Source organism: Streptomyces sp. V3I7, from assembly GCF_030817495.1.
Taxonomy (GTDB): Bacteria; Actinomycetota; Actinomycetes; order Streptomycetales; family Streptomycetaceae; genus Streptomyces.
Window position 1 is genome coordinate 1,082,871 of sequence record NZ_JAUSZK010000001.1, and the last position, 23,922, is coordinate 1,106,792.

20 protein-coding genes are annotated in these 23,922 nt (G+C 70.2%); 2 read left to right on the plus strand and 18 right to left on the minus strand.

Translation table 11 applies throughout. The features are described from left to right. Nucleotides 1–93 precede the first annotated feature (93 nt). The 14 genes from aroB to QFZ74_RS05210 form a co-directional block, all read right to left on the minus strand. Nucleotides 94–1,185, minus strand: coding sequence for a 3-dehydroquinate synthase (aroB, locus tag QFZ74_RS05145; RefSeq protein ID WP_307619585.1), 1,092 nt, complete (start codon nt 1,183–1,185; stop codon nt 94–96). Beyond that, nucleotides 1,182–1,700 (minus strand): shikimate kinase, encoded by a 519-nt coding sequence (locus QFZ74_RS05150; RefSeq protein WP_307619586.1) that lies wholly within the window; start codon nt 1,698–1,700, stop codon nt 1,182–1,184. The genes aroB and QFZ74_RS05150 overlap by 4 nt, the downstream gene beginning before the upstream one ends. Then, nucleotides 1,697–2,881, minus strand: a complete 1,185-nt coding sequence (aroC, locus tag QFZ74_RS05155; protein WP_307619587.1) for a chorismate synthase — start codon at nt 2,879–2,881, stop codon at nt 1,697–1,699. Before aroC ends, QFZ74_RS05150 begins: the two co-directional genes overlap by 4 nt. Before the next feature lie 164 nt (nt 2,882–3,045). Next, entirely contained in the window at nt 3,046–3,885 is an 840-nt protein-coding gene (locus QFZ74_RS05160) for a shikimate dehydrogenase (RefSeq protein WP_307619588.1), read from the minus strand. Beyond that, on the minus strand, nt 3,866–5,548 hold the full coding sequence (mltG, locus tag QFZ74_RS05165; RefSeq protein WP_307619589.1) for an endolytic transglycosylase MltG: 1,683 nt from the start codon (nt 5,546–5,548) through the stop codon (nt 3,866–3,868). Before mltG ends, QFZ74_RS05160 begins: the two co-directional genes overlap by 20 nt. A gap of 121 nt (nt 5,549–5,669) precedes the next feature. Then, the gene (gene ruvX / locus QFZ74_RS05170; RefSeq protein WP_307619590.1) at nt 5,670–6,134 is read right to left on the minus strand and encodes a Holliday junction resolvase RuvX; all 465 of its coding nucleotides are present in this window, start codon (nt 6,132–6,134) and stop codon (nt 5,670–5,672) included. Nucleotides 6,135–6,149: 15 nt separating this feature from the next. Beyond that, a complete protein-coding gene (gene alaS / locus QFZ74_RS05175) occupies nt 6,150–8,822 on the minus strand; it encodes an alanine--tRNA ligase (protein ID WP_307619591.1) in 2,673 nt (890 codons plus the stop codon). Next, nucleotides 8,822–9,166, minus strand: coding sequence for a hypothetical protein (locus QFZ74_RS05180; protein WP_307619592.1), 345 nt, complete (start codon nt 9,164–9,166; stop codon nt 8,822–8,824). Before QFZ74_RS05180 ends, alaS begins: the two co-directional genes overlap by 1 nt. Nucleotides 9,167–9,175: 9 nt before the next feature. Further along, entirely contained in the window at nt 9,176–9,670 is a 495-nt protein-coding gene (locus tag QFZ74_RS05185) for a DUF948 domain-containing protein (protein ID WP_373462347.1), read from the minus strand. Between the two features lie 167 nt (nt 9,671–9,837). After that, entirely contained in the window at nt 9,838–10,452 is a 615-nt protein-coding gene (gene rpsD, locus QFZ74_RS05190; protein ID WP_307619593.1) for a 30S ribosomal protein S4, read from the minus strand. A 343-nt stretch (nt 10,453–10,795) separates the two neighbouring features. Next, complete coding sequence (locus QFZ74_RS05195) at nt 10,796–12,151, minus strand: replication-associated recombination protein A (protein ID WP_307619594.1); 1,356 nt, start codon at nt 12,149–12,151, stop codon at nt 10,796–10,798. A gap of 71 nt (nt 12,152–12,222) precedes the next feature. After that, nucleotides 12,223–12,879, minus strand: coding sequence for a vitamin K epoxide reductase family protein (locus QFZ74_RS05200; RefSeq protein WP_307619595.1), 657 nt, complete (start codon nt 12,877–12,879; stop codon nt 12,223–12,225). 237 nt (nt 12,880–13,116) lie between these two features. Further along, on the minus strand, nt 13,117–14,379 hold the full coding sequence (gene hisS / locus QFZ74_RS05205; RefSeq protein WP_307619596.1) for a histidine--tRNA ligase: 1,263 nt from the start codon (nt 14,377–14,379) through the stop codon (nt 13,117–13,119). Nucleotides 14,380–14,393: 14 nt separating this feature from the next. After that, on the minus strand, nt 14,394–15,107 hold the full coding sequence (locus QFZ74_RS05210) for an MBL fold metallo-hydrolase (RefSeq protein ID WP_307619597.1): 714 nt from the start codon (nt 15,105–15,107) through the stop codon (nt 14,394–14,396). Between the two features lie 188 nt (nt 15,108–15,295). Here QFZ74_RS05210 and QFZ74_RS05215 point away from each other — a divergent pair, with 188 nt between their 5' ends. Both QFZ74_RS05215 and QFZ74_RS05220 read left to right on the plus strand, forming a co-directional pair. Next, nucleotides 15,296–16,117 (plus strand): peptidylprolyl isomerase, encoded by an 822-nt coding sequence (locus QFZ74_RS05215; RefSeq protein ID WP_307619598.1) that lies wholly within the window; start codon nt 15,296–15,298, stop codon nt 16,115–16,117. 164 nt (nt 16,118–16,281) lie between these two features. Continuing rightward, nucleotides 16,282–17,511 (plus strand): DUF349 domain-containing protein, encoded by a 1,230-nt coding sequence (locus QFZ74_RS05220; protein WP_307619599.1) that lies wholly within the window; start codon nt 16,282–16,284, stop codon nt 17,509–17,511. A 155-nt stretch (nt 17,512–17,666) separates the two neighbouring features. Here the strand turns inward: QFZ74_RS05220 and QFZ74_RS05225 are convergent, their stop codons facing one another. From QFZ74_RS05225 to secD, 4 genes are all read right to left on the minus strand, one after another. Then, a complete protein-coding gene (locus tag QFZ74_RS05225; protein ID WP_307619600.1) occupies nt 17,667–20,174 on the minus strand; it encodes a bifunctional (p)ppGpp synthetase/guanosine-3',5'-bis(diphosphate) 3'-pyrophosphohydrolase in 2,508 nt (835 codons plus the stop codon). A gap of 242 nt (nt 20,175–20,416) precedes the next feature. Then, nucleotides 20,417–20,956 (minus strand): adenine phosphoribosyltransferase, encoded by a 540-nt coding sequence (locus tag QFZ74_RS05230; RefSeq protein WP_307619601.1) that lies wholly within the window; start codon nt 20,954–20,956, stop codon nt 20,417–20,419. Continuing rightward, nucleotides 20,953–22,062 (minus strand): protein translocase subunit SecF, encoded by a 1,110-nt coding sequence (gene secF, locus QFZ74_RS05235; RefSeq protein WP_307619602.1) that lies wholly within the window; start codon nt 22,060–22,062, stop codon nt 20,953–20,955. The genes QFZ74_RS05230 and secF overlap by 4 nt, the downstream gene beginning before the upstream one ends. 3 nt (nt 22,063–22,065) lie before the next feature. Continuing rightward, nucleotides 22,066–23,844 carry a protein translocase subunit SecD gene (secD, locus tag QFZ74_RS05240; protein WP_307619603.1) on the minus strand — a complete coding sequence of 593 codons (1,779 nt, stop codon included), beginning with the start codon at nt 23,842–23,844 and terminating at the stop codon, nt 22,066–22,068. Nucleotides 23,845–23,922: the final 78 nt, after the last annotated feature.

Here is a 23,922-nt window from a genome sequence, read left to right on the forward strand (position 1 = left end):
TACCGCCCCCGGCCGTCGTTCCGTGGAACGACCGGGGGCGGTCCGAAGTGCCCGGTCCCGCAAGGGAATCGGACGGAAGAGACAAGCCGGGGCTTACTCGGCCACTTCCCCGTACGCGGCGAGCAGCACGGCCGGGTCGGGGCCCTCCAGGACGGTGGGCTTGGCCAGCCCGTCCAGGACGATGAACCGCAGCAGGTCGCCGCGGGACTTCTTGTCGACCTTCATGTTCTCGACCAGCTTGGGCCACTGGTCGTAGCGGTAGTGCAGCGGCAGCCCGACCGACTCCAGGATGGTGCGGTGGCGGTCGGCCGTCGCGTCGTCCAACCGGCCCGCGAGACGCCCGAGTTCGGCAGCGAAGTGCATGCCGACGGCGACGGCCGCGCCGTGCCGCCACTTGTAGCGCTCGTTCTTCTCGATGGCGTGGCCGAGCGTGTGCCCGTAGTTGAGGATCTCCCGCAGCCCGGACTCCCTCAGGTCGGAGGAGACCACCTCCGCCTTGACCCGGATCGACCGCTCGATCAGCTCGGCCGTGTGCGGACCCGCCGGGGTGCGCGCGGCCTCGGGGTCGGCCTCGATGAGTGCGAGGATCACCGGGTCGGCGATGAAGCCGGCCTTGATGATCTCCGCGAGCCCGGAGACGTAGTCGTTGACCGGCAGGGAGTCCAGCGCGGCCAGGTCGCACAGGACTCCGGCCGGCGGGTGGAAGGCGCCGACGAGGTTCTTGCCCTCGGCGGTGTTGATGCCGGTCTTGCCGCCGACCGCCGCGTCCACCATGGCGAGCACGGTCGTGGGGATCGCGATCCAGCGCACCCCGCGCAGCCAGGTCGCGGCCACGAAACCGGCGAGGTCCGTGGTGGAGCCGCCGCCGACACCGACGATGACGTCGCTGCGGGTGAAGCCGGACTGGCCGAGCGCCTTCCAGCAGTAGGCGGCGACCTCGGCGGTCTTGGCCTCCTCCGCGTTCGGCACCTGGATGGCGACGGCCTCGTAGCCCTGCTCGGCCAGGTCACCGCGGAGCGCCTCGCCGGTCTCGGCCAGCGCCTCGGGGTGGACGACGGCGACCCGCTTCGCCTTCTCGCCGATCAATCCGCCGAGTTCGCCCAGGAGTTGGCGGCCGACCAGGACCTCGTACGGCTCGGTGCCCGCCGTACCGCCGACCTGGATCCGCGTCACTGCCTCGCTCATGCTTCCTTCAACTCCACTGCGTCCAGCGCTGCTTGGGTGACCTCTTCGGGCGTACGGCCATCGGTGGTGACGACGGCCGTGGCGACCTCCTCGTACAGGTGCCGCCGCGCCTCCATCAGCTCGCGCCACTGCTTGCGCGGGTTGACCGTGAGCAGCGGGCGGGCCACGTTGAGGCCGGTTCGCCTGACGGCCTCCTCGACGTCCATCGAGAGGTAGACCACGCGGTGTCCGGCGAGCAGCGCGCGGGTGTCGGCGTCGAGGACCGCGCCGCCGCCCAGCGCCAGTACGCCGTCGTGCCCGGCCAGCGCCTCGGCCACGGCCCGCTTCTCCAGGGCACGGAAGGCGGGCTCGCCGTCGTCCACGAAGATCTCGGAGATGGTGCGGCCCTCGGCGGCCACGATGTCGTCGTCGGTGTCCCGGTAGCCGACGTCCAGCCGCTCGGCGAGCAGCCGGCCGACCGTGGACTTGCCGACGCCCATCGGGCCGACGAGGACGACCGCAGGCACGGCGCTCACCGGATCGCGAGGTTGTCGAGGTACGACCGCACGTTGCGGCGGGTCTCGGCGACGCTGTCGCCGCCGAACTTCTCCGCGACGGCGTCGGCGAGGACGAGCGCGACCATCGCCTCGGCGACGATGCCGGCGGCCGGGACGGCGCACACGTCGGAGCGCTGGTGGTGGGCCTGGGCGGCCTCGCCGGTGGCGACGTCGATGGTCTGCAGGGCGCGCGGGACGGTCGCGATCGGCTTCATGGCGGCGCGGACGCGCAGCAGCTCGCCGGTGGTCAGGCCGCCCTCGGTGCCGCCGGAGCGGCCCGTGGCCCGCTTGATGCCCTCGTCGGTGGTGACGATCTCGTCGTGCGCCTTCGAACCCGGCACCCGGGCCAGCTCGAAGCCGTCGCCGACCTCGACGCCCTTGATCGCCTGGATGCCCATGAGGGCGGCGGCGAGACGGGCGTCCAGCCGGCGGTCCCAGTGCACGTGCGAGCCGAGACCGACCGGGACGCCGTACGCCAGCACCTCGACGACGCCGCCGAGCGTGTCGCCGTCCTTGTGGGCCTGGTCGATCTCCGCGACCATCGCCTTTGACGCGTCCGCGTCCAGGCAGCGCACCGGGTCGGCGTCCAGCTTCTCGACGTCGGCCGGGGCCGGGTAGACGCCGTAGGGCGCCTTGGCGGCGGCCAGCTCGACGACGTGGGAGACGATCTCGATGCCGGCCACCTCCTTCAGGTACGACCGCGCCACGGCACCGAGCGCCACCCGGGCCGCCGTCTCACGCGCCGAGGCGCGCTCCAGGATCGGCCGGGCCTCGTCGAAGCCGTACTTCTGCATGCCCGCGAGGTCGGCGTGACCGGGGCGGGGCCGGGTCAGCGGCGCATTGCGGGCGAGCCCCTCCAGCACCTCGGGGGCGACCGGGTCGGCCGCCATGACCTGCTCCCACTTGGGCCACTCGGTGTTGCCCACCATCACCGCGATCGGGGAACCGAGGGTGAGGCCGTGCCGGACGCCGCCCAGGAAGGTGACCTCGTCGCGCTCGAACTTCATCCGCGCACCGCGGCCATAGCCGAGCCGCCGCCGCGCGAGGTGGTCCGCCACCATCTCCGTGGTGATCGGCACGCCGGCGGGAAGACCCTCCAGCGTCGCGACTAGTGCGGGTCCGTGGGACTCCCCCGCGGTCAGCCAACGCAGCCTGCTCAACGGTGCTCCTCAGTTTCGCGCCCTCGTACTGCCCTGCGTACGCGTTTCCTCGCGTACGGCGACGGCCCGACCGGGTGCGCGGCCCCGGCCCGCCACCTCAAATCCTCCCACGTCCGGCGTCCCCGCCCGGCCGCCGGTCCGACAGGCGGACGGGATGCGGGACCTCAGCGGGCGGCGAGCGCCTGCTCGCCGGCCCGGCGCATCGCGTCCAGCGGGGCCGGGGAGCGGCCGGTCATCTGCTCCACCTGGAGCACCGCCTGGTGCACCAGCAGATCGAGACCGCTGACGACGGCCCCGCCGAACATGGACCATCGGGCCGCGAGCGGGGTGGGCCAGGGGTCGTACAGCACGTCGAAGAGCGTGGTCGGGCGCTCGGGTACGGCGGTGGCGAGCGCGTCCGTGGTACCGACGGGGGTGGTGGCGATCACCAGCGGCGCGCGCAGCGCCTCGGCCGCGTCCGCCCAGTCCGCCGTGCGGACCTCGACGTCCAGCCGCTCGCCCCACTGCCGCATCTCGGCGGCGCGGGCCTCGCTGCGCACGTAGGCGACGACGGGGCCGGTGCAGACGCGGGCCAGCGCGGCGAGCGCCGAGGAAGCGGTGGCCCCGGCGCCGAGGATCGCCGCCGAGTCGACCTGCTCGATGCCGTGCTCGCGCAGCGCGGCGACCATGCCGGGGATGTCGGTGTTGTCCCCGACCCGGCGTCCGTCCTCGGTGCAGACGACGGTGTTGACCGCCTCCACCGAGGTCGCCGTCTCGCTCACCTCGTCCAGCAGCGGGATGACCGCCCGCTTCAGCGGCATCGTCAGCGACAACCCCGCCCACTCGGGCCCGAGTTGCTCGAAGAAACCGGGCAGCCCGGCCTCGTCGACCTCGAAGCGGTCGTACGACCAGTCGCCGAGCCCGAGTTCGTCGTACGCCGCCCGGTGCAGCACCGGGGACAGCGAGTGGGCGATCGGCGAACCGAGCACGGCGGCGCGGCGGGCGTCAGTTTCCTGTGCTTGCATTGAACTTTTCCGCGAGCTTCTCGAATTCCGCGTTGGTCTTGGCGAATTCGGTCTTGTTCATGCCGTCGGTCGCCACGAAGTACATCCAGCCGTCGTCCGTCGGGTTCAGCGCGGCGTTCAGCGCCTCGTCGCCGGGGTTTCCGATCGGACCGGGCGGAAGGCCCTTGTTGGTGTACGTGTTGTACGGGTTCTTGTCGCCGTAGATCTCCTTCAGGGTGATGTGGATGTTGCTCGCACCCTTGAGGTAGTTGTACGTCGAGTCGAACTGCAGCTTCTGGTTCGTCTCGGTGTTGTCGGGCTTCAGGCGGTTGTAGACCACCTCCGCCATCTTGCGGAAGTCGTCGTGCGTCTTGCCCTCCGCCTGCACGAGGCTCGCCACGGTGAGGAGCTGCCAGGGTCCTTCGAGGCCCAGGCCCTCGGCCTTCTCCTCCAGACCGATCGCCTTGTACTTCTCGTTGGCCCGCGCCACCATCTCCTTCAGGACGGCCTTGGGCTTCTGCCCCTTGGCGACCGGGTAGCTGGAGGGGTAGAGGAATCCTTCCAGCGGATCCTTCAGGTTGGGGTGGTTCAGCGCCCAGGAGGGCAGACCGAGGCTCTTGTACTCCTTCTTGGCCACGCCCTGTGTGGTGCCCTTCGGCACCTTGAGGCGGGCGTCGATCTTCGCGTAGACGGCAGCGTTGCGCGAACCCTCGGCGATGATCAGGTTGTCGCGGCTCTTCGGGCTGAGCATCAGCTCGACCGCGCTGGCGGCGGACATCTCCTTCTGGAGGGTGTACACGCCGTCCTGGAGCGACTTGCCGTTGGGGTTGGCCCCCTGCGCGGAGACGAACGCGTCGACGCTCTTGATGACGCCGGCTTCCTTCAGCTTGCGGCCGATGTCGTATCCGCCCGCGCCCTTCGGGATCTCGACCGTCACCGTCTCTCCGTTGCCGTTGCCCGCGTAGTCCGGGGCCGGGCCGAAACGATCCTGGTAGAACTTGAAACCGACGTATCCGACGCCGCCGAGGCCGCCGCCGAACACCAGGACGACCACCATGAGGGCGCAGCCGTTGCGCCGCTTCTTGGCGCCCTTGCCGCCCTTTCCGCCGCCCTTGCCGCGGCGGTCGCTGCGGCCGCCGCGCCCCGTCGGCTCGGCATCCTCCTCGTCGTCACCACCGGAGAAGAAGGCGTGTTCGCCCTGGTCGGGGCCTGGATCCCAGTCGGTCTCCGGCTCCGGCTCAGGGCGCCTGCGGGCCGGCGGCTCCGGCGGCGGGTAGGCGTCGGCCGTGCCGTAGAAGTCGGGCTGCTCGGCGCCGTACGCCACCGGGTGCTGGCCGTAGGGGTCACCGGGGTCCGCGGCGTACGGCACGTGCGCGTGGGTACCGGTGGCGTCCCAGCCGCCCTGCGCGTACTGCTGCTGGGGCTGGGGCTGGGGCTGGGCGTGACCGACGTACTGCTGCTGGCCCTGGTCGCCGTAGTACTGCTGCTGCGAGGGGTCGTAGACGGGATGCTGTCCCGTGGCCCAGTCGCCCTGCTGCGCGTGGCCCGGGTGCTGCTGCGGCTGGCCGCCGTAAGGGGACTGCTGGCCCGGGTGCGCCTGCTGTCCTCTCCATCCCCCGTCCCCGTACAACGGGTCCTCAGGATGCCACGGTTCGGAGCCTGGGCCCCGGCCATACTCAGTCATCGATCCCCTAGAGCCGCGAGGCGGCGGTCACGTGGCTTCGGGCCGGCTACCGTCCCGCCTCTTGCCGGTGCGGCGGCTGTTCGAACGCCGCCGCATCGCGCGGAACGTTACCGTATCGCGATCAGATGACCACTTCGACGCCCTCACCGGGCGGATTACCTGACACCCGTTCGGATTCCAGGGCCTGCTGGAGGATGATCACAGCGGCTGCCTGGTCAATGACCGAGCGGCCCTTCTTGGACTTCACACCCGAGGCGCGCAGGCCCTGACTGGCCGTCACTGTAGTCATCCGCTCGTCGACCAGGCGAACCGGGACGGGGGCGATGCCCTTGGCCAGCTCCTGGGCGAACGTGCGGACCTTGGCCGCGGCCGGGCCCTCGCCCCCCTTGAGGGAGCGAGGGAGACCGACGACGACCTCGATCGGCTCGTACTCCTCGACGAGCTGCCGCAGGCGGCGGTGAGCTGCCGGGATGTCACGTCCGGGGACGGTCTCGACCGGGGTGGCGAGGATCCCGTCGGGGTCGCACGAGGCGACCCCGATACGGGCGTCCCCGACGTCGATCGCGAGTCGACGTCCTCTGCGCATCTTCTTCGCCGTTTCTTACTTGGCGGTCTCGGCGACCAGGCGCTCGACGGCTTCGACGGCCTCGCCGACGGCGGCCGGGTTCTGGCCGCCGCCCTGCGCGAGGTCCGGCTTGCCGCCACCGCCGCCGCCGAGGGTCTTGGCGGCCGTACGCACCAGGTCACCGGCCTTGAGACCGCGGTCACGGGCGGCGTCGTTCGTGGCGATGACCGTGAGCGGCTTGCCGTTGTTCACCGTGAACAGGGCCACCACGGCGGCCCGGCCGCCCTGGATACGCCCGCGCACGTCGAGGACCAGCTTGCGCAGGTCGTCCGGGGTCGTGCCGTCCGGGACCTGACCGGTGACAAGTGCGACGCCCCTGATGTCCTTGGCGGACTCGACGAGACCGGCGGCGGCCTGTAGCACCTTCTCGGCGCGGAACCGCTCGATCTCCTTCTCGGCGTCCTTCAGCTTGCCGAGCATCGTGGAGACCTTCTCCGGCAGCTCCTCCGAGCGGCCCTTCAGCAGCTCGGTGAGCTGGTTGACGACCGTGTGCTCGCGGGCCAGGAAGTTGTACGCGTCGACGCCGACGAGGGCCTCGATACGGCGCACACCCGAGCCGATCGACGACTCGCCGAGCAGCTTCACCAGACCCAGCTGGGCGGTGTTGTGGACGTGCGTGCCGCCGCACAGCTCCTTGGAGAAGTCGCCGATGGTCACGACGCGCACGCGCTCGCCGTACTTCTCGCCGAACTCGGCGATGGCGCCCTGCTTCTTGGCCTCGTCGATGCCCATGACCTCGGCGTGCACGTCGAGGTCGTGCGCGAGCACCTCGTTGATGCGCTGCTCGACGTCGGTCATCACGGCCGTCGGAACGGCGGACGGCGAGCCGAAGTCGAAGCGGAAGCGGCCGGGCTGGTTCTCGGAACCGGCCTGGGCGGCCGTCGGGCCGAGCGCGTCGCGCAGCGCCTGGTGGGTCAGGTGCGTGGCCGAGTGGGCACGGGCGATGGCCTTGCGGCGCAGACCGTCGATCGAGGCGTGGGCCTTGGCGCCGACGGTGACCTCGCCGACCTGGACGACGCCCTTGTGGACGTACACGCCCGGGACCGGCTTCTGCGTGTCACGGATCTCGATGACGGCACCGGAGTCGGTCCGGATGCGGCCGGTGTCACCGATCTGACCGCCGCCCTCGGCATAGAACGGGGTGCGGTCGAGGACGATCTCGACGGCGTCGCCCTCGGTGGCGGCCGGCGAGGAGACACCGTCGACGAGGATGCCGACGATCGTCGTCTCGCCCTCGGTGTCCGTGTAGCCGATGAAGTCGGTGGCACCGGCCTTGTCGGCGATCTCGCGGTAGGCGCCCATGTCGGCGTGACCGGTCTTCTTCGCCTGGGCGTCGGCCTTGGCGCGCTCCCGCTGCTCCTTCATCAGGCGTCGGAAGCCGTCCTCGTCCACGGCGAGGCCCTGCTCGGCAGCCATCTCCAGGGTGAGGTCGATCGGGAAGCCCCAGGTGTCGTGGAGCAGGAACGCCTTGTCGCCGGGCAGGACCTTGCCACCGGACTGCTTGGTCTCGGTGACGGCCGTGTCGAGGATGTTGGTGCCGGCCTTCAGCGTCTTGAGGAAGGCGTTCTCCTCGGCGACGGCGACCTTCTCGATGCGCTCGCGGTCGGTGATGAGTTCGGGGTACTGCTGGCCCATCATCGCGATCACGGTGTCGACCAGATCCTTGACGACCGGACCGGTGGCGCCGAGGAGACGCATGTTGCGGATGGCGCGGCGCATGATGCGGCGCAGCACGTAGCCGCGGCCCTCGTTGCCCGGGGTGACGCCGTCGCCGATGAGCATCGTGGCGGTGCGCATGTGGTCGGTGACCACGCGCAGGGACACGTCCGAGGCGTTGGCGTCGCCGTAGCGCACGCCGGTCAGCTCGGTGGCCTTCTCGATGACGGCCATCGAGGTGTCGATCTCGTACATGTTCTGCACGCCCTGCAGAATCATGGCGAGACGCTCCAGGCCGAGGCCCGTGTCGATGTTCTGGCTCGGCAGGTCCCCGAGGATCTCGAAGTTGTCCTTGCCGGTGCCCTCGCCCCGCTCGTACTGCATGAAGACGAGGTTCCAGATCTCCACGTACCGCTCGTCGTTGACGGCGGGGCCGCCCTCGACGCCGAACTCGGGGCCGCGGTCGTAGTTGATCTCGGAGCAGGGGCCGCACGGGCCGGGAACGCCCATGGACCAGTAGTTGTCCTTCATGCCCAGGCGCTGGATGCGTTCCTTGGGCACACCGACGACCTCGTGCCAGATGCGCTCGGCCTCGTCGTCGTCCTTGTAGACGGTGATCCACAGGCGCTCGGGGTCGAGGCCGTAACCGCCCTTGTCCTGGGGGCTGGTGAGCAGCTCCCAGGCGAACTTGATGGCGCCTTCCTTGAAGTAGTCGCCGAAGGAGAAGTTGCCGCACATCTGGAAGAACGTGCCGTGGCGCGTGGTCTTGCCGACCTCTTCGATGTCGGGCGTGCGCACGCACTTCTGCACGCTGGTGGCGCGCTGGAACGGCGGCTTGACCTCACCCAGGAAGTAGGGCTTGAAGGGCACCATGCCGGCCGGGACGAGGAGCAGAGTCGGGTCGTCCGCGATGAGCGACGCCGAAGGGACGACGGTGTGCCCGCGCTCCTCGAAGAAGCTCAGCCAGCGGCGGCGAATCTCGGCCGACTCCATCAGTGGTCCTCATTCCGGTTGTGCGAGTACGTCGTGCTCGGGACGTACTTCGGGTTGGTGCGGTTCTCGATGGCGGCGTACCGCCGGGGAGCCACGAGTTCGGGATCCTCCTGGATGCCCAGGGCGTCCTCGAGTTCGGCCTCCCGTTGGGCCATGTTGTCGCGGACGTCGAGCGCGAAGTCGATCGCACGGTCCTTGAGGCGCTGACCCGTCTCGAGTGCCTTGTTCGCGGCGGTCGCGGCCAGGCTCTCGGGGGTGAGCTGCTTCAGCTTGCGGTTGACCTTGGTGGTGGCCCATACGCCGGCGGCGACGCCGGTGGTGAACCAGAACGTACGGCGGAACATCGCTAGGTCTCAGTCCCTCTTTCCCCGGGGGTTCCGCGCCGCCCGCCGCGAGCCGGGGACCGTACGGCCCACGATCACGGTACGGCGGGACGCCTTGGCGGGCGCCTTGACGGGCGCGTCCTCCCTGCGGCCGACGAGGGCCCGGCGGACGCCGTAGCCGAACGCCGCGACCTTGACCAGGGGGCCGCCGAAGGTGGAGGCGACGGTCGTCGACAGCGCCGAAGCGTTCGACGTGACCTCCTGGACGTCCGTGGCGATCGCGTCGACACGGTCGATCTGGGTCTGCGCGGACCGCACCGCCGTCGAGGCGTCGGCGAGCAGCGGGACCGCCTGCTCGGTCACATCCGCGACAAGCTTGGTCGTCGCCTTCAGCGTCTGGGCCAGCCTTGCCAGTGCGACGGCGAGGAAGGACACCAGAATCGCCCAGAAGACGGCCACCAGGATCCCGGCCACCTCTCCACCGGACACTGTGCGCACCCGCTCCCTGAAACGTGCAGTGAACATCGGAACCATGAAAAGCAGTGCTCCGAGCCTATCGCGCCGGGGGTGCGGCTCCGTACCGGATTCCCGTCGGCGCGCACGGTCCGCGGGAGACAAGCGCAAACCCGCCGCCCCGCCCGTCCGGAGAGGACGGGGAGACGGCGGGCTGAAGTGCTGCGCCGGGGCTGGGATCAGCGGGCGTAGTACTCGACGACGAGCTGCTCGTCGCAGATCACCGGGATCTCCTTGCGGTTCGGCTCACGGTCCAGGCGGAACGCCAGGGCCTTGAGGTTCACCTGGAGGTAGCGCGGGGTCTCGCCGTCGGGGGCGAAGCCACCCTCGCGGGCCACCTGGAACAGCGGCTTCTCGAGGCTGCGCTCACGGACCTGCACGACGTCGTCCGGACGCACGCGGAAGGACGGCTTGTCGACCTTCTGGCCGTTGACCTGGAGGTGGCCGTGGACGACCATCTGACGGGCCTGGTAGATCGTGCGGGCGATGCCCGAACGCAGCACCAGGGCGTCGAGACGACGCTCGAGCTCGACGACCAGGGCCTCACCGGTCTTGCCCTGCGCCTTGGCGGCACGCTCGTAGGCGCGGACCAGCTGACGCTCGGAGACGTCGTACTGCGCACGCAGACGCTGCTTCTCGAGCAGACGGACCTTGTAGTCCGAGTTCTGCTTGCGACCGCGGCCGTGCTCACCCGGCGGGTAGGGGCGGGCCTCGAAGTACTTGACGGCCTTCGGGGTCAGCGCGATGCCGAGGGCACGCGACTTCTTGACCTTGGGGCGGGACTGGTTCGCCATGAACCAAACACCTCGTTCTGTTCTGTGAATACGGCTTCACCAGGGTTAGGGGAGGTCGCATCCGCAGCCGGGGAATACCCGCCGGGTCCGTTCTCCGGACCTGATGGGCAGCCGCTCCCCTGATCTGGGCACATACGTGCAGCACGCGAGTGGCCCACCGACCTCTCCCGGAACTCCGGGTGGTGGTGGGCTGCCCGCGACACCGTTCGCCGGTGCGCGACGCTCCTGGAGGTCCCTGCCCGAGGGCCGGTCTCCGGCTGGATGTCCCGCTCTGGTGGTGCCCGGCTCTCCTTGCGGAGGTCCGTGCACGGGACTCAGCACTCCGGGGAATTCTACAGGGCGCTCAGGACCGCTTGCGACCGAGGTGCTTCCTGGTCCATTCGACCGCGTCCGCATACCGGGCCTCGGCGCCGTTGCGGGTCGGGGTGTAGTACTCGCGGTCCTTGAGGGCGTCCGGGGCGTACTGCTGGGCGGCGATGGCGTTGGGCTGGTTGTGCGGGTAGACGTAGCCCTGCGCGTGGCCGAGCTTCTTCGCGCTCTTGTAGTGCCCGTCGCGCAGGTGGGGCGGCACGGGACCGGCGAAGCCCTTGCGTACGTCCGCCATGGCATCGCGGATGGCCGTGGTCGCGGAGTTGGACTTGGGGGCCAGGGCGAGGGCGATGGTGGTGTGGCTGAGGGTGAGCGCGGCCTCGGGGAAGCCGATCATCGCGACGGCCTGCGCGGCGGCGACGGCTATCGGCAGCGCGTTCGGGTCGGCGACGCCGATGTCCTCGCTGGCGGAGATCATCAGGCGGCGGGCGATGAAACGGGGGTCCTCCCCCGCCTCGATCATCCGGGCCAGGTAGTGCAGCGCGGCGTCCACGTCGGAGCCCCGGATGGACTTGATCAGCGCGCTCGCCACGTCGTAGTGCTGGTCGCCGTCGCGGTCGTACTTCACGGCCGCCCGGTCGACGGTCTCCTCCAGCGTCTGGAGGGCGATCTCGCTCTCGCCCTTCTCCTGCGCCGCGCCCGCGGCGGCCTCCAGGGCGGTCAGGGCCCGTCGGGCGTCCCCGCCGGCCAGCCGGAGCAGGTGCTCCTCGGCCTCCTCGGGGAGGGTGAAGGCCTCACCCAGACCGCGTTCGTCGGCGAGGGTGCGGCGCAGCAGGGAGCGCAGGTCGTCGTCGGTGAGCGGTTCGAGGGTGAGCAGCAGTGAGCGGGAGAGCAGGGGGGAGATCACCGAGAAGTACGGGTTCTCGGTGGTCGCGGCGATCAGCGTCACCCAGCGGTTCTCGACGGCCGGGAGCAGGGAGTCCTGCTGGGCCTTGCTGAAGCGGTGGATCTCGTCGAGGAAGAGGACGGTCTCCTTGCCGAAGCCCCCGGCGGCGCGGCGGGCGCCGTCGATGACCGCGCGGACCTCCTTGACGCCCGCGCTGATCGCGGACAGTTCCACGAAGCGCCGGTTCGTCGCCCTGGACACCACGTGGGCGAGGGTGGTCTTGCCGGTGCCCGGCGGGCCCCACAGCACCACCGAGGAGGGGCCGGCCGGGCCGCCGTCCCCGTCCGCGACCAGACGGCGCAGGGGTGAGCCGGGCTTCAGCAGGTGCTGCTGGCCCACCACCTCGTCGAGGGTGCGCGGGCGCATCCGGACCGCCAGGGGACTGCTCGTCGGGTCCTTCTCCTGGCGTTCTTCTGCTGCGGCGGTGAACAGGTCGGCTTCCACTCTGAAACCCTAAGACACGGCACTGACAACGCGGCCGGGCCGGGCCTCGGGCCGGGGCGGGGCAGGCCTCGTCAGCTGGTCCAGAAGTCCCACCAGCGGGTGAGGACCAGCATGCCGATGATGCCGATGTGCAGGGCCGGCAGCACCCAGGTGAACTCGCCGAAGAAGCCCTTGACCCAGCGCGGTGCGGGCAGGAAGCCGTTGCGGACGTTGAACGACGTCACGTACCAGAACATGATGATCGTGGCGACCCAGGCCAGGGAGCACCACAGGCACAGCGCGTTGATCCGGTACAGGGACTGGAACTGCAGCCAGGTGCAGAAGCCCACGCCGAAGAGAGTGCCGAAGTTGAGGGTCAGCCAGTACCAGCGCGGGAAGCGTGCCCGGGCGAGCAGGCTCATGCCGACGCAGACGACGATGCCGTAGGCGACGAGCCCGAGCATCGGGTTGGGGAAGCCGAAGGCGGCGGCCTGCTTGCTCTCCATGACGCTGCCGCAGGAGACGACTGGGTTGAGGCTGCACCCGGGCGTGAAGGTCTTGCCCGCGAGCTTGGCCTCGAGGATCTTGAACTTGTCGAGCGTGATGACCCAGGCGGCGAGCAGTCCGGCCGCGCCGGTGATGATCAGCATCAGGGCGAAGGCGCGGCTGCCGCCCTCCGTCCGCGCGGCGGAGACGGGCCGGTGGGACTCGGGTCCGGTGGAGACGTCCTTGACTGTCGTCTTGCTCATCACGCCGATTCCGTCTGCTTCAGAGGTGGACCTGCTTCGGGCAGGGGCCATTGTGCCGCACGGCTGCCCCGGTCCACCGTTCAGTGGACATAAGGAGGTACGTACGACGGCGCGGGATCGTTCGCCTCACCTGCCGGATTCGCCCGGGATGACGAATCGACGCCCGCGGCGTTGACGGCGGCGGGCGTCGATGCGTACGAAGGGCGCCCGGGAAACGTCCCCGGGCGCCCTCGGGAACTAGCCGAGCCGGGACGTCAGCTCGGCCACGATCTCGTCGACGCCGACCGCCGACTGCTCGCCGGACTCCATGTCCTTGAGCTGGACGACGCCCTCGGCGAGGTCACGCTCACCGGCGACGATCGTGTAGCGGGCGCCCGAGCGGTTGGCGTTCTTCATGGCGCCCTTCAGGCCCTTGCCGCCGTACGAGAAGTCCGCCGCGACACCGGCCTTGCGCAGCTCCGTGACCTTGGCGAACAGCACGCGGCGGGCCTCCTCGCCGAGCGGGACCGCGAAGACGCTGGTCGAGGACGGGAGGTCCAGCTCCACACCCTCGGCCTCCAGGGCCAGCACCGTGCGGTCGACGCCCAGCGCCCAGCCGACCGAGGGCAGCGCGGGGCCGCCGATCATCTCGGAGAGGCCGTCGTAGCGGCCGCCGCCGCCCACCGCGGACTGCGAGCCCAGGCCGTCATGGACGAACTCGAAGGTGGTGCGGGTGTAGTAGTCCAGGCCGCGGACCAGCTTCGGGTCGTCCTCGAAGGCGACGCCCGCCGCGGTGATCAGCTCGCGGACCTCCTCGTGGTACGCCTTGCAGGCGTCGCACAGGTAGTCGCGCAGCAGCGGGGCGCCGGTCAGCTGGTTCTGGACCGACTCGCGCTTGTCGTCGAGGACCCGGAGCGGATTGATGTCGACGCGGCGGCGCGTGTCCTCGTCCAGGTCCAGGCCGCGCAGGAAGTCCTGGAGCGCGGCCCGGTAGACCGGACGGCACTCCTTGTCGCCCAGGCTGTTGAGCAGGATGCGGAAGTCGCTGAGGCCCAGCGAGCGGTACGCCTGGTCGGCCAGGATGATCAGCTCGGCGTCCAGCGCCGGGTCCTCGGCCCCGATCGCCTCGGCGCCGACCTGGGAGAAGTGGCGGTAACGGCCCTTCTGGGGGCGCTCGTAGCGGTAGTACGAGCCGGAGTACCAGAGCTTGACCGGGAGGTTGCCCGCCTTGTGCAGGTTGGCCTCCAGGGCGGCGCGCAGCACGGAGGCGGTGCCCTCGGGGCGCAGGGCGAGCTGGTCGCCGCCCTTGGTCTCGAAGGCGTACATCTCCTTGGTCACGATGTCGGTCGACTCGCCGACGCCGCGCGCGAAGAGCTCGACGTTCTCGAAGCCGGGGGTCTCGATGTAGCCGTAGCCGGAGTTGCGCAGCGGGGCGGCGATCGCCTCGCGGACGGCCAGATACGTCGCGGACGCCGGCGGGATCAGGTCGTAGGTGCCCTTGGGGGCCTTGAAGGTGCTCAACGGAATGTCTCTCGTCAGATTCCTCGTCGGGGAGCGGTGTCGGGGTTCGCTCCCAGGCCGGCTGCCACCTGCCGCAGATAGGGGTTGGTGGCGCGCTCACGGCCGATGGTCGTGTGCTCGTTGTGACCGGGCAGCACCACGGTCGAGTCGTCGAGCGGCAGGCACACGCGGCCCAGCGAGTCGAGCATCTCGTCCATGTCGCCGCCGGGCAGGTCGGTGCGTCCGATGGAGCCGGCGAACAGCAGGTCACCCGAGAACAGGACCGGCGGGACGTCGCCGGCCTCGGGCATCCGGAAGGTCACCGACCCCTTGGTATGACCCGGCGCGTGCGCGACCGAGAACTCCATTCCGGCGAGCTCCAGCTTCGCGCCGTCGCTCAGCTCCTTGAGGTCGTCGGGCTCCCCGATGGTCAGCTCGCCCATGAGCGGCATCCCGATGGAGCGGCCGAGCGCCTTCTCGGGGTCGCTGAGCATGTACCGGTCCCGGGGGTGGATCCACGCGGGCACGTCGTGCGCGCCGCACACCGGGACGACCGAGGCGACATGGTCGATGTGGCCGTGGGTCAGGACGACGGCGGCGGGCTTGAGCCGATGCTTCTTCAGCGTTTCCTCGACGCCTCGGGTGGCCTGATGGCCCGGGTCGATGATCACGCACTCCTCACCGGCGGCGGGGGCGACGACGTAACAGTTCGTCCCCCAGGCCCCGGCGGGGAACCCGGCAATGAGCACGATCGTCCTTCGTTGTGTCGGTACAGGAGGGCTTGCGGACGGGCAGGCCGTGCTCCAGAGCCTACCGGCGCTGCCGTTTCCTCAGCGAACCCATATACGGTACGGGGGCTGAACGCAGCGACCGGCTCGCAGGACGCACGCGTCAACACCCAACGGTCGGCACTCGACACGCATGAGGAGAGAACCCGGTGGTCAGCCAGGAGCAGCGGCGGCGTCAGCTCGCCCGGGAGAAGTACTTGCGGCAGCAGCAGCGGCGCACGTCCGCCCGGCGCAAGTCACGTATGCGGAACTCCGTGATCGCGTCGGTGCTCGGCGTGGTCGTCATCGGCAGCGTCGCGCTGTACACGACCGGCGTGCTGAAGGGCAACGACGACAAGGCCAACGCCAGCGCCTCGGTCTCGCCCAGCCCCTCGGCCTCGAAGAAGGTGCCGGACCCTTGCGAGAAGCCCGCCAAGGGCGCGGTGAAGAAGCAGAGTTGGAAGAAGGAGCCGGCGGTCACGATCGACAAGTCGGCCGCGTACACGATGAAGCTGGCCACCACGTGCGGTGACATCGGCATCGCGCTGAAGGCGTCGGCGGCGCCGCACACGGTGAACTCGTTCAACTTCCTTGCGGGCAAGGGGTTCTTCGACCACACCAAGTGCCACCGGCTCACCACCAACGGCATCTACGTGCTGCAGTGCGGCGATCCGACGGCCTCGGGCAGCGGCGGTCCCGGCTACACGATCCCGGACGAGAACCTCAAGGACAAGAGCCTCAAGGGCAACGTGTATCCGGCGGGCACGGTCGCGATGGCGAACACCGGGCAGCCGCACAGCGGTGGCAGCCAGTTCTTCCTGGTGTACCAGGACAGCCAGTTGCCGCCCAGCTACGCGCCGTTCGGCACCATCGACGCCGCGGGCATGAAGGTGCTGAAGAAGATCGCCGCCGCGGGCGAGAACACCGGTGCCGGTGACGGCGCCCCGAACGCGACGGTAGTGATCGACAAGGCCACCGTCGCCAAATCCTGACCGGCGGCGCGAGATCCTTGAGTTCAGGACGGCCAGCTGCGGAATTTCGGTCGCGCTGGATGCGGACAGGCCACCTGCCGGTCGCCTATGTTGGCCGTGACGAAACTGTGGACGATGCCCGGGGGCCCCAGAGCACCTCGCAGGCATCATGTGGAGGAGGCGCTGTGAGCAGCGACCCGTGGGGCCGCGTCGACGAGACGGGGACCGTGTACGTGCGTACGGCCGACGGCGAGCAGGTCGTCGGATCCTGGCAGGCCGGCTCCCCAGAGGAGGCGCTGGCCTACTTCGAGCGCAAGTACGAGGGCCTGGTTGTCGAGATCGGCCTCCTCGAGAAGCGAGTACAGACCACCGACCTCTCGGCGAAGGATGCCCAGGCCGCCATCGACCACCTGCGCGAGCAGGTGGACGCGCACCACGCGGTCGGCGACCTGGACGCCCTGCGGGGCCGGCTGGACAAGCTCGTGGAGCGTGTCGAGGCGCGCCGTGAGGAGCGCAAGGCGCAGCGCGCCAAGCAGTCCGACGAGGCCCGGCACGCCAAGGAGGCGCTGGTCGTCGAGGCGGAGGAGCTGGCGCAGTCCGACCAGTGGCGGGTGGCCGGTGAGCGGCTGCGGGCCCTGGTGGACATCTGGAAGGGGCTGCCGCGGCTGGACCGCAAGGCGGACGACGAGCTGTGGCACCGCTTCTCGCACGCCCGCTCGGCGTTCTCCAAGCGCCGCAAGGCGCACTTCGCCCAGCTCGACGCCCAGCGCGAGGAAGCGCGCCGGGCGAAGGAGCGGCTGGTCGCGGAGGCCGAGGCGCTGTCGGGGTCGACGGACTGGGCTCCGACGGCGGCCCGCTACCGCGAGCTGATGGCGGAGTGGAAGGCCGCGGGCCGCGCCCAGCGCGAGCACGAGGACGATCTGTGGAACCGCTTCCGCGGCGCCCAGGACGTCTTCTTCGCCGCCCGCAGCTCGGTCTTCGCCGTCCGGGACGCCGAGCAGGCGGACAACCTGAAGCTGAAGGAGGAGCTGGCCGGCGAGGCCGAGAAGCTCCTGCCCATCACGGACCTCAAGGCCGCCCGGGCCGCCTTCCGCTCGATCAACGAGCGCTGGGAGGCCATCGGTCATGTGCCGCGCGACGCGCGTCCGAAGATCGAGGGCCGGATGCACGCGGTCGACCGTGCGATCCAGGAGGCCGAGGAGTCCGAATGGCGCCGGACCAACCCGGAGGCACGCGCGCGTGCCGCGGGTCTGACCGGTCAGCTCCAGGCCGCCGTGGACAAGCTGAAGGGCCAGATCGAGCAGGCGCGCGCCCAGGGCAACACCTCGCGCGCCGAGAAGCTCGAGCGGGAGCTGGAGGGCCGCCAGGCGCTTCTGGACCAGGCGCTGAAGGGTCTGCACGAGTTCGGCGGCTGACGCCGTCGCATCCTCGCCCCTGGGCCCCGCCACTCGCTCGTCGGAGTGGCGGGGCCCAGGCGTGTGTGCGGGGCCGCGCCCCCGAGGGGCGCGGGGAACTGCGCGACCAGCCACGACCGACCCGCAGCTGAAGAACCGCGCTGCCCAGCGGAACGCTAACGCTGCTGGCGGGCCGAGGTCACCCGGTACACGTCGTACACACCCTCCACGCCCCGGACGGCCTTCAGGACGTGTCCGAGGTGCTTGGGGTCGCCCATCTCGAAGGTGAAGCGCGAGGTGGCGACGCGGTCGCGGGACGTCTGGACGGCCGCGGAGAGGATGTTGACGTGCTGGTCGGACAGCACGCGGGTGACGTCCGACAGCAGCCGGGAGCGGTCGAGGGCCTCGACCTGGATGGCGACCAGGAAGACCGAGGACTGGGTGGGCGCCCACTCGACGTCGAGGATGCGCTCGGGCTCGCGGGACAGCGACTCGATGTTCACGCAGTCGTTGCGGTGCACCGAGACGCCGCTGCCGCGGGTGACGAAGCCGATGATCGGGTCGCCGGGCACGGGCGTGCAGCAGCGGGCCAGTTTGACCCACACGTCGTCGACGCCCTTGACCACGACGCCCGGGTCGGCGCTGGAGCGGCGGCGCTTGCGGCCGCGCCCGCGCGCGGGCGGCACGCTCTCGTCGATCTCCTCGGTGGCCGCCTCCTCGCCGCCGAGCGCCTGGACGAGCTTCTGCACGATGTTCTGCGCCGAGACATGGCCCTCGCCGATCGCCGCGTACAGCGCGGAGATGTCCGAGTACCGCATCTCGTGGGCGAGCGTGACGAGCGAGTCGCCGGTGAGGATGCGCTGGATCGGCAAGTTCTGCTTGCGCATCGCGCGGACGATGGCGTCCTTGCCCTGCTCGATCGCCTCGTCGCGGCGCTCCTTGGAGAACCAGGCGCGGATCTTGTTGCGGGCGCGGGGCGACTTGACGAAGCCGAGCCAGTCGCGGGAGGGGCCGGCGCCGGCCGCCTTGGAGGTGAAGACCTCCACCAGGTCGCCGTTGTCCAGGGTCGATTCGAGCGGTACGAGGCGGCCGTTGACCCGTGCTCCTATGGTGCGGTGGCCGACCTCGGTGTGGACGGCGTAGGCGAAGTCGACGGGGGTGGCCCCGGCCGGGAGCGCTATGACGTCGCCCTTGGGCGTGAAGACGAAGACCTCGTTGCGGGAGAGGTCGAAGCGCAGGGACTCCAGGAACTCGCTGGGGTCCTCGGTCTCCTTCTGCCAGTCCAGGAGCTGCCGCAGCCACGCCATGTCGTTGATGGCGTCCTTGTCCCTGCCGACGCCCTTGGGCACGTCCGTACGGATCTTGGAGGCGCCGGCGACGGCTTCCTGCTTGTACTTCCAGTGCGCGGCGATGCCGTACTCGGCGCGGCGGTGCATGTCGAACGTGCGGATTTGCAGCTCGACGGGCTTGCCGCCCGGTCCGATGACCGTCGTGTGCAGCGACTGGTACATATTGAACTTCGGCATCGCGATGTAGTCCTTGAACCGGCCGGGGACCGGGTTCCATCGCGCGTGGATCGTGCCGAGGGCGGCGTAGCAGTCGCGGACCGTGTCGACGAGGACGCGGATGCCCACCAGGTCGTAGATCTCCGCGAAGTCACGGCCGCGGACGATCATCTTCTGGTAGACGGAGTAGTAGTGCTTCGGGCGGCCGGTGACGGTGGCCTTGATGCGGGCGGCGCGCAGGTCGGCCTGGACCTCGTCGGTCACTATGGCCAGGTACTCGTCGCGCTTGGGCGCCCGCTCGGCGACGAGCCGCACGATCTCGTCGTACATCTTGGGGTAGAGGATCGCGAAGGCGAGGTCCTCCAGCTCCCACTTGATGGTGTTCATGCCCAGGCGGTGGGCGAGCGGCGCGTAGATCTCCAGGGTCTCGCGCGCCTTCTTCTCCTGCTTCTCGCGCTTGAGGTAGCGCATGGTGCGCATGTTGTGCAGGCGGTCGGCGAGCTTGATGACCAGGACACGGGGATCCTTGGCCATGGCGACGACCATCTTGCGCACGGTCTCGGCCTGCGCGGCCTCACCGAACTTGACCTTGTCCAGCTTGGTGACGCCGTCGACGAGCAGGGCGACGACGTCGCCGAAGTCGCGGCGCAGGTCGTCCAGGCCGTAGTCGGTGTCCTCGACGGTGTCGTGCAGCAGGCCGGCCATGAGCGTCGCCGGGTCCATGCCGAGCTCGGCGAGGATGGTGGTGACGGCGAGCGGGTGCGTGATGTACGGGTCGCCGCTCTTGCGCTTCTGCCCCCGGTGCCAGCGCTCGGCGACCTGGTAGGCCTTCTCGATCTGGCGGAGGGTGGAGGTCTCGATCTTCGGATCGTTGCTGCGCACTATGCGCAGCAGCGGTTCGAGCACGGGGTTGTACGGGTGCGCGCGCTGGACGCCGAGGCGGGCCAGGCGGGCGCGGACGCGGTTGGAGGAGCCCGAGCGGCCCTGACCGCCGGTGGCCCGGACGGCGGGCGTGACCGGCTTGGGGCGGGTCGTCTCGGCCGGCTTCTCGACGGGCGCGGACTGGACATGCTGCACCGGCCCGCGGGCGTCGTTCTTCGCATGGGGCGCGGGCTTGGCCGCGGGCGCCGAGGCGGGCTCGGGCTTGGCGGCGGTCAGTGGCTGGGCCTCGTCTGGCAAGAGGACTCCTCGTGCGCGATCCGGGTCCCCCGATCAGGCTCCGGAGACCCCATGGTAACGACCCTCGGCCGCACTATCGCCTCCAGCCTGAAGTGAGGGCTGCCTACAGAGGAAACACGAGGGGCTGCCGGGAGATTCCGCAGAGGTCTCTGCCCCCTCGATTCCGGTCTACCCCCGCCGGCGCATACGCATCGGCCGGGCCCCGCGAAAAGCGCGGGACCCGGCCGAGGGCGACGAGGTCGTCAGACCTGGAGGAGGGCCGCCAGGGGGGCGCCGGCCAGGGCCGGGGTGAGGCGGTCACGGCCGCCCAGGAAGCCGAGCTCCATGAGCACCGCGACACCGGCGACCTCCGCGCCCGCGCGGCGGATCAGCTGGAGGGAGGCCTCCGCGGTGCCGCCGGTGGCGAGCACGTCGTCGATGACGAGGACGCGGTCGCCCGCGCTGAGGTCCTCGGCGTGGACCTCGATCTCCGCCGAGCCGTACTCCAGGTCGTACGCCTGGCGGAGGGTGGCTCCGGGGAGCTTGCCCGCCTTGCGTACGGGGATGAAGCCGAGGCCCGCGCGGACGGCCACCGGGGCGCCGAGGATGAAGCCCCGGGCCTCCAGACCGACGATCTTCGTGGCGCCGGTGTCCGTGGCGATCTCGGCGAGCGCGTCGGTGAGGGCGGTGAACGCGGCCGGGTCGGCCAGGAGCGGGGTGATGTCCTTGAACATCACGCCCTGCTCCGGATAGTCGGCCACGTCCCGGATGCGGCTCAGCAGGAGTTCTCGGATGTCGGTCATCGGCCCTTCCCGGACGGACGGCCGCGTCCACGGGTGCGGGACGCGGGCTGGTTGCGCGGGCCTGCGACCGCGGTGGCGGAGTCGGCGTCGGCGTGACCGGTACCGGACGTCCCGTCGTCCGCGAACTCGCCCTCCGCCGCGGCCTGGGCCCGCTTGGCCAGGACGCGCTTCTTGAGGGCCTTCATCTGCGGCTCGCGCTCCTTGAGGTCGGCGACGAGCGGCGTGGCGATGAAGATGGAGGAGTACGCGCCGGCCGCGAGGCCGACGAACAGCGACAGCGAGATGTCGTTCAGCGTACCGGCGCCGAGGAAGCCGCCGCCGATGAACAGCAGGCCGGCGACCGGCAGCAGCGCGACCACGGTGGTGTTGATCGAGCGGACCAGCGTGCCGTTGATCGACTGGTTGGCGATCTCGCCGTAGGTGAAGCGGGTCTGCTTGGTGATGTCCTTCGTCTGCTCCTTGAGGCTGTCGAAGACGACGACCGTGTCGTAGAGCGAGTAACCGAGGATGGTCAGCAGACCGATGATCGTGCCCGGGGTGACCTCGAAGCCGACGAGGGCGTACACACCGGTGGTGATGGTGATGTCGTGGATCAGGGCGACGAGCGCCGCGAGGGCCATCCGCCACTCGAAGGCGATCGCCAGGTAGATCACGACCAGGACCATGAAGATGCCGAGGCCCAGCCAGGCCTTGTTGGCGACCTGCTCGCCCCAGCTCGGGCCGACCAGATCGGCGTTGATCTTCTCCGGGTCGAGGTTGAAGTCCTTGGCCAGGGAGTCCTTGATGTCGTCGGACTTCTGGGTGTCCAGGCCGGCGATCTGGATGCGCAGGCCGCCCGTGCCGAGCTCCTGCACGACCGCGTCATGGCCGGCGGCGCTCTCCGCGTACCGCTCGGCCTGCGTCACGGAGACGCTCGTCTTCGGGGTGGTGAAGACGGCGCCGCCCTGGAAGTCGATGCCCATGTTCAGGCCTCGCACCGCCAGGCCGACGATCGCCGTGATCGTGATCAGGATCGAGATGCCGTACCAGAGCTTGCGGTGGCCGACGAAGTCGTAGCTGATCTCGCCGCGGTGCAGTCGTGCGCCGATGCTGCCGAGTTTCGACATCGCTCAGGCCTCCTTCGTCTGGGCGGAGCCGGACGCGGGACCGGCGGGACGGCGGGTGCGGCGCAGCGGCGGCTTGGCACCCAGGCTCTTCGGGTCCAGGCCGGACCACTTGTGGCCCTGTCCGAAGAACGGGCGGCGGGCGAGGATCGTCATCAGCGGCTTGGTGAAGAGGAAGACGACGACCACGTCGAGCACGGTGGTCAGACCCAGCGTGAACGCGAAGCCCTGGACCTTGCCGACGGTGACGATGAAGAGCACGGCGGCGGCGAGGAAGGACACGAAGTCGGAGACCAGGATGGTGCGCCGGGCACGCGGCCACGCCCGCTCGACCGAGGGACGCAGGGAGCGGCCCTCACGGATCTCGTCCCGGATGCGTTCGAAGAACACGATGAACGAGTCCGCTGTGATACCGATCGCGACGATCGCACCGCAGACGGCCGGCAGGTTCAGCGCGAAGCCGATCGCCGGGCCGAGCAGCGACATGATCACATAGGTCAGCATCGCGGAGACCAGCAGCGAGGCGATCGCGACGAGCGAGAGACCGCGGTAGTAGAAGACCAGGTAGAGCACGACCAGAGCGAGGCCGATCGCGCCGGCCAGCAGACCGGCGTGCAGCTGCTCGCCACCGAGGGCGGCGGTCACCGTGGTGACGGTGTCCTCCGTGAACGTCAGCGGCAGCGCACCGTACGACAGCATGTTGGCGAGGCTCTGCGCCTCCTCCTGCGTGAAGCGGCCGGAGATCTCCGCCTGGCCGCCGGTGATGGACTGGCTGACGTACGGGCTGGAGACGACCTCGCCGTCGAGGACGATGCCGAACTCGTTCTGCGGCTGCTGCTTCGTGGCGAGCTGGGCGGTGATGTCGGCGAACTTCTTGGCACCGGTGCTGGTGAAGTTCATCTGGACCTGCCAGCCGGAGGCGCCCTGGGTGTCGAAGACCGCCCGGGCCGTCTTCACCTCGGTGCCGTCGACGGCGGCGGGGCCGAGCACGTACTTGTACCAGGCCTTGTCGATCTGGCCGCAGGCCACGGTCGACTCACCGGGCTTGGCGGTCTTGCCGGCGGTGGCGCGGTCGGAGGGCTTGGTGCAGTCCAGGGCGGTGTACTGGGCCTGGAGCTTGGCGGCCGCGGCGTCGAGACCGTTGGTCGCGGGCGCGGAAGGGCTGGGCGTGGTGCCCTTGGCCGGGGCGCTCGGGGACGCGGGCGCGGACGGCTTGGTGTCGGCCTTCAGCCCGTCGGTGACGGCGCGGCCCTGGGAGGCGGCGGTGGCCGTCGGCTGCGTGGCGGAGGGCGTCTTGCCCTTGCCGGACGCGGCCGGGCTCGGCGTGCTGCCGGAGCCGGGGCTGGAGGACGCGCTCGGCGACGGCTTGGTGCCGGCCGGGACGCTGGGCTCGGCCGCCAGGACCGGGCGGAAGTAGAGCTTCGCGGTGGTGCCGACCTGCTCGCGGGCCTCCTTGGAGTTGGTGCCCTTGGGGATGTTGACGATGATGTTGTCGTTCCCCTGGGTCTGCACCTCCGCCTCGGAGACGCCGAGACCGTTGACACGGCGGTTCATGATCTCGACCGCGGTGTCCATGTTGGCCTTGTTGATCGCGGACCCTTGGTCGGCCTTCGCCTTGAGCGTGATGCTCGTGCCGCCGGCAAGGTCGATGCCGAGACGCGGAGTGGTGTGCCCGGAGGCGAACATGCCGCCGGTGAGCGCCACGATGGCGATCAGGATGAGGGCCAGCGAGCGTCCTGGCTTGCTCTGAGCGCTCGCGCTCCGGCCCTTCTTAGGTGCTGCCACCTTCTCGTACTCCCTCTCGGGCCGCCTCGCGCCGGGTCGGCGCGGTCGGCCATGACATGGTGTCGGGATCCCGCACGG

Bases quoted from the DNA above. Each gene is read 5' to 3' on its own strand.
- QFZ74_RS05185 (WP_373462347.1), bottom strand. From the start codon at position 9,670: ATGTTCACTGCACGTTTCAGGGAGCGGGTGCGCACAGTGTCCGGTGGA.
- secF (WP_307619602.1), bottom strand. From the start codon at position 22,062: ATGTCGAAACTCGGCAGCATCGGCGCACGACTGCACCGCGGCGAGATC.
- mltG (WP_307619589.1), bottom strand. From the start codon at position 5,548: ATGACTGAGTATGGCCGGGGCCCAGGCTCCGAACCGTGGCATCCTGAG.
- QFZ74_RS05230 (WP_307619601.1), bottom strand. From the start codon at position 20,956: ATGACCGACATCCGAGAACTCCTGCTGAGCCGCATCCGGGACGTGGCC.
- QFZ74_RS05160 (WP_307619588.1), bottom strand. From the start codon at position 3,885: ATGCAAGCACAGGAAACTGACGCCCGCCGCGCCGCCGTGCTCGGTTCG.
- rpsD (WP_307619593.1), bottom strand. From the start codon at position 10,452: ATGGCGAACCAGTCCCGCCCCAAGGTCAAGAAGTCGCGTGCCCTCGGC.
- alaS (WP_307619591.1), bottom strand. From the start codon at position 8,822: ATGGAGTCGGCCGAGATTCGCCGCCGCTGGCTGAGCTTCTTCGAGGAG.
- ruvX (WP_307619590.1), bottom strand. From the start codon at position 6,134: ATGCGCAGAGGACGTCGACTCGCGATCGACGTCGGGGACGCCCGTATC.
- QFZ74_RS05180 (WP_307619592.1), bottom strand. From the start codon at position 9,166: ATGTTCCGCCGTACGTTCTGGTTCACCACCGGCGTCGCCGCCGGCGTA.
- aroB (WP_307619585.1), bottom strand. From the start codon at position 1,185: ATGAGCGAGGCAGTGACGCGGATCCAGGTCGGCGGTACGGCGGGCACC.
- QFZ74_RS05200 (WP_307619595.1), bottom strand. From the start codon at position 12,879: ATGAGCAAGACGACAGTCAAGGACGTCTCCACCGGACCCGAGTCCCAC.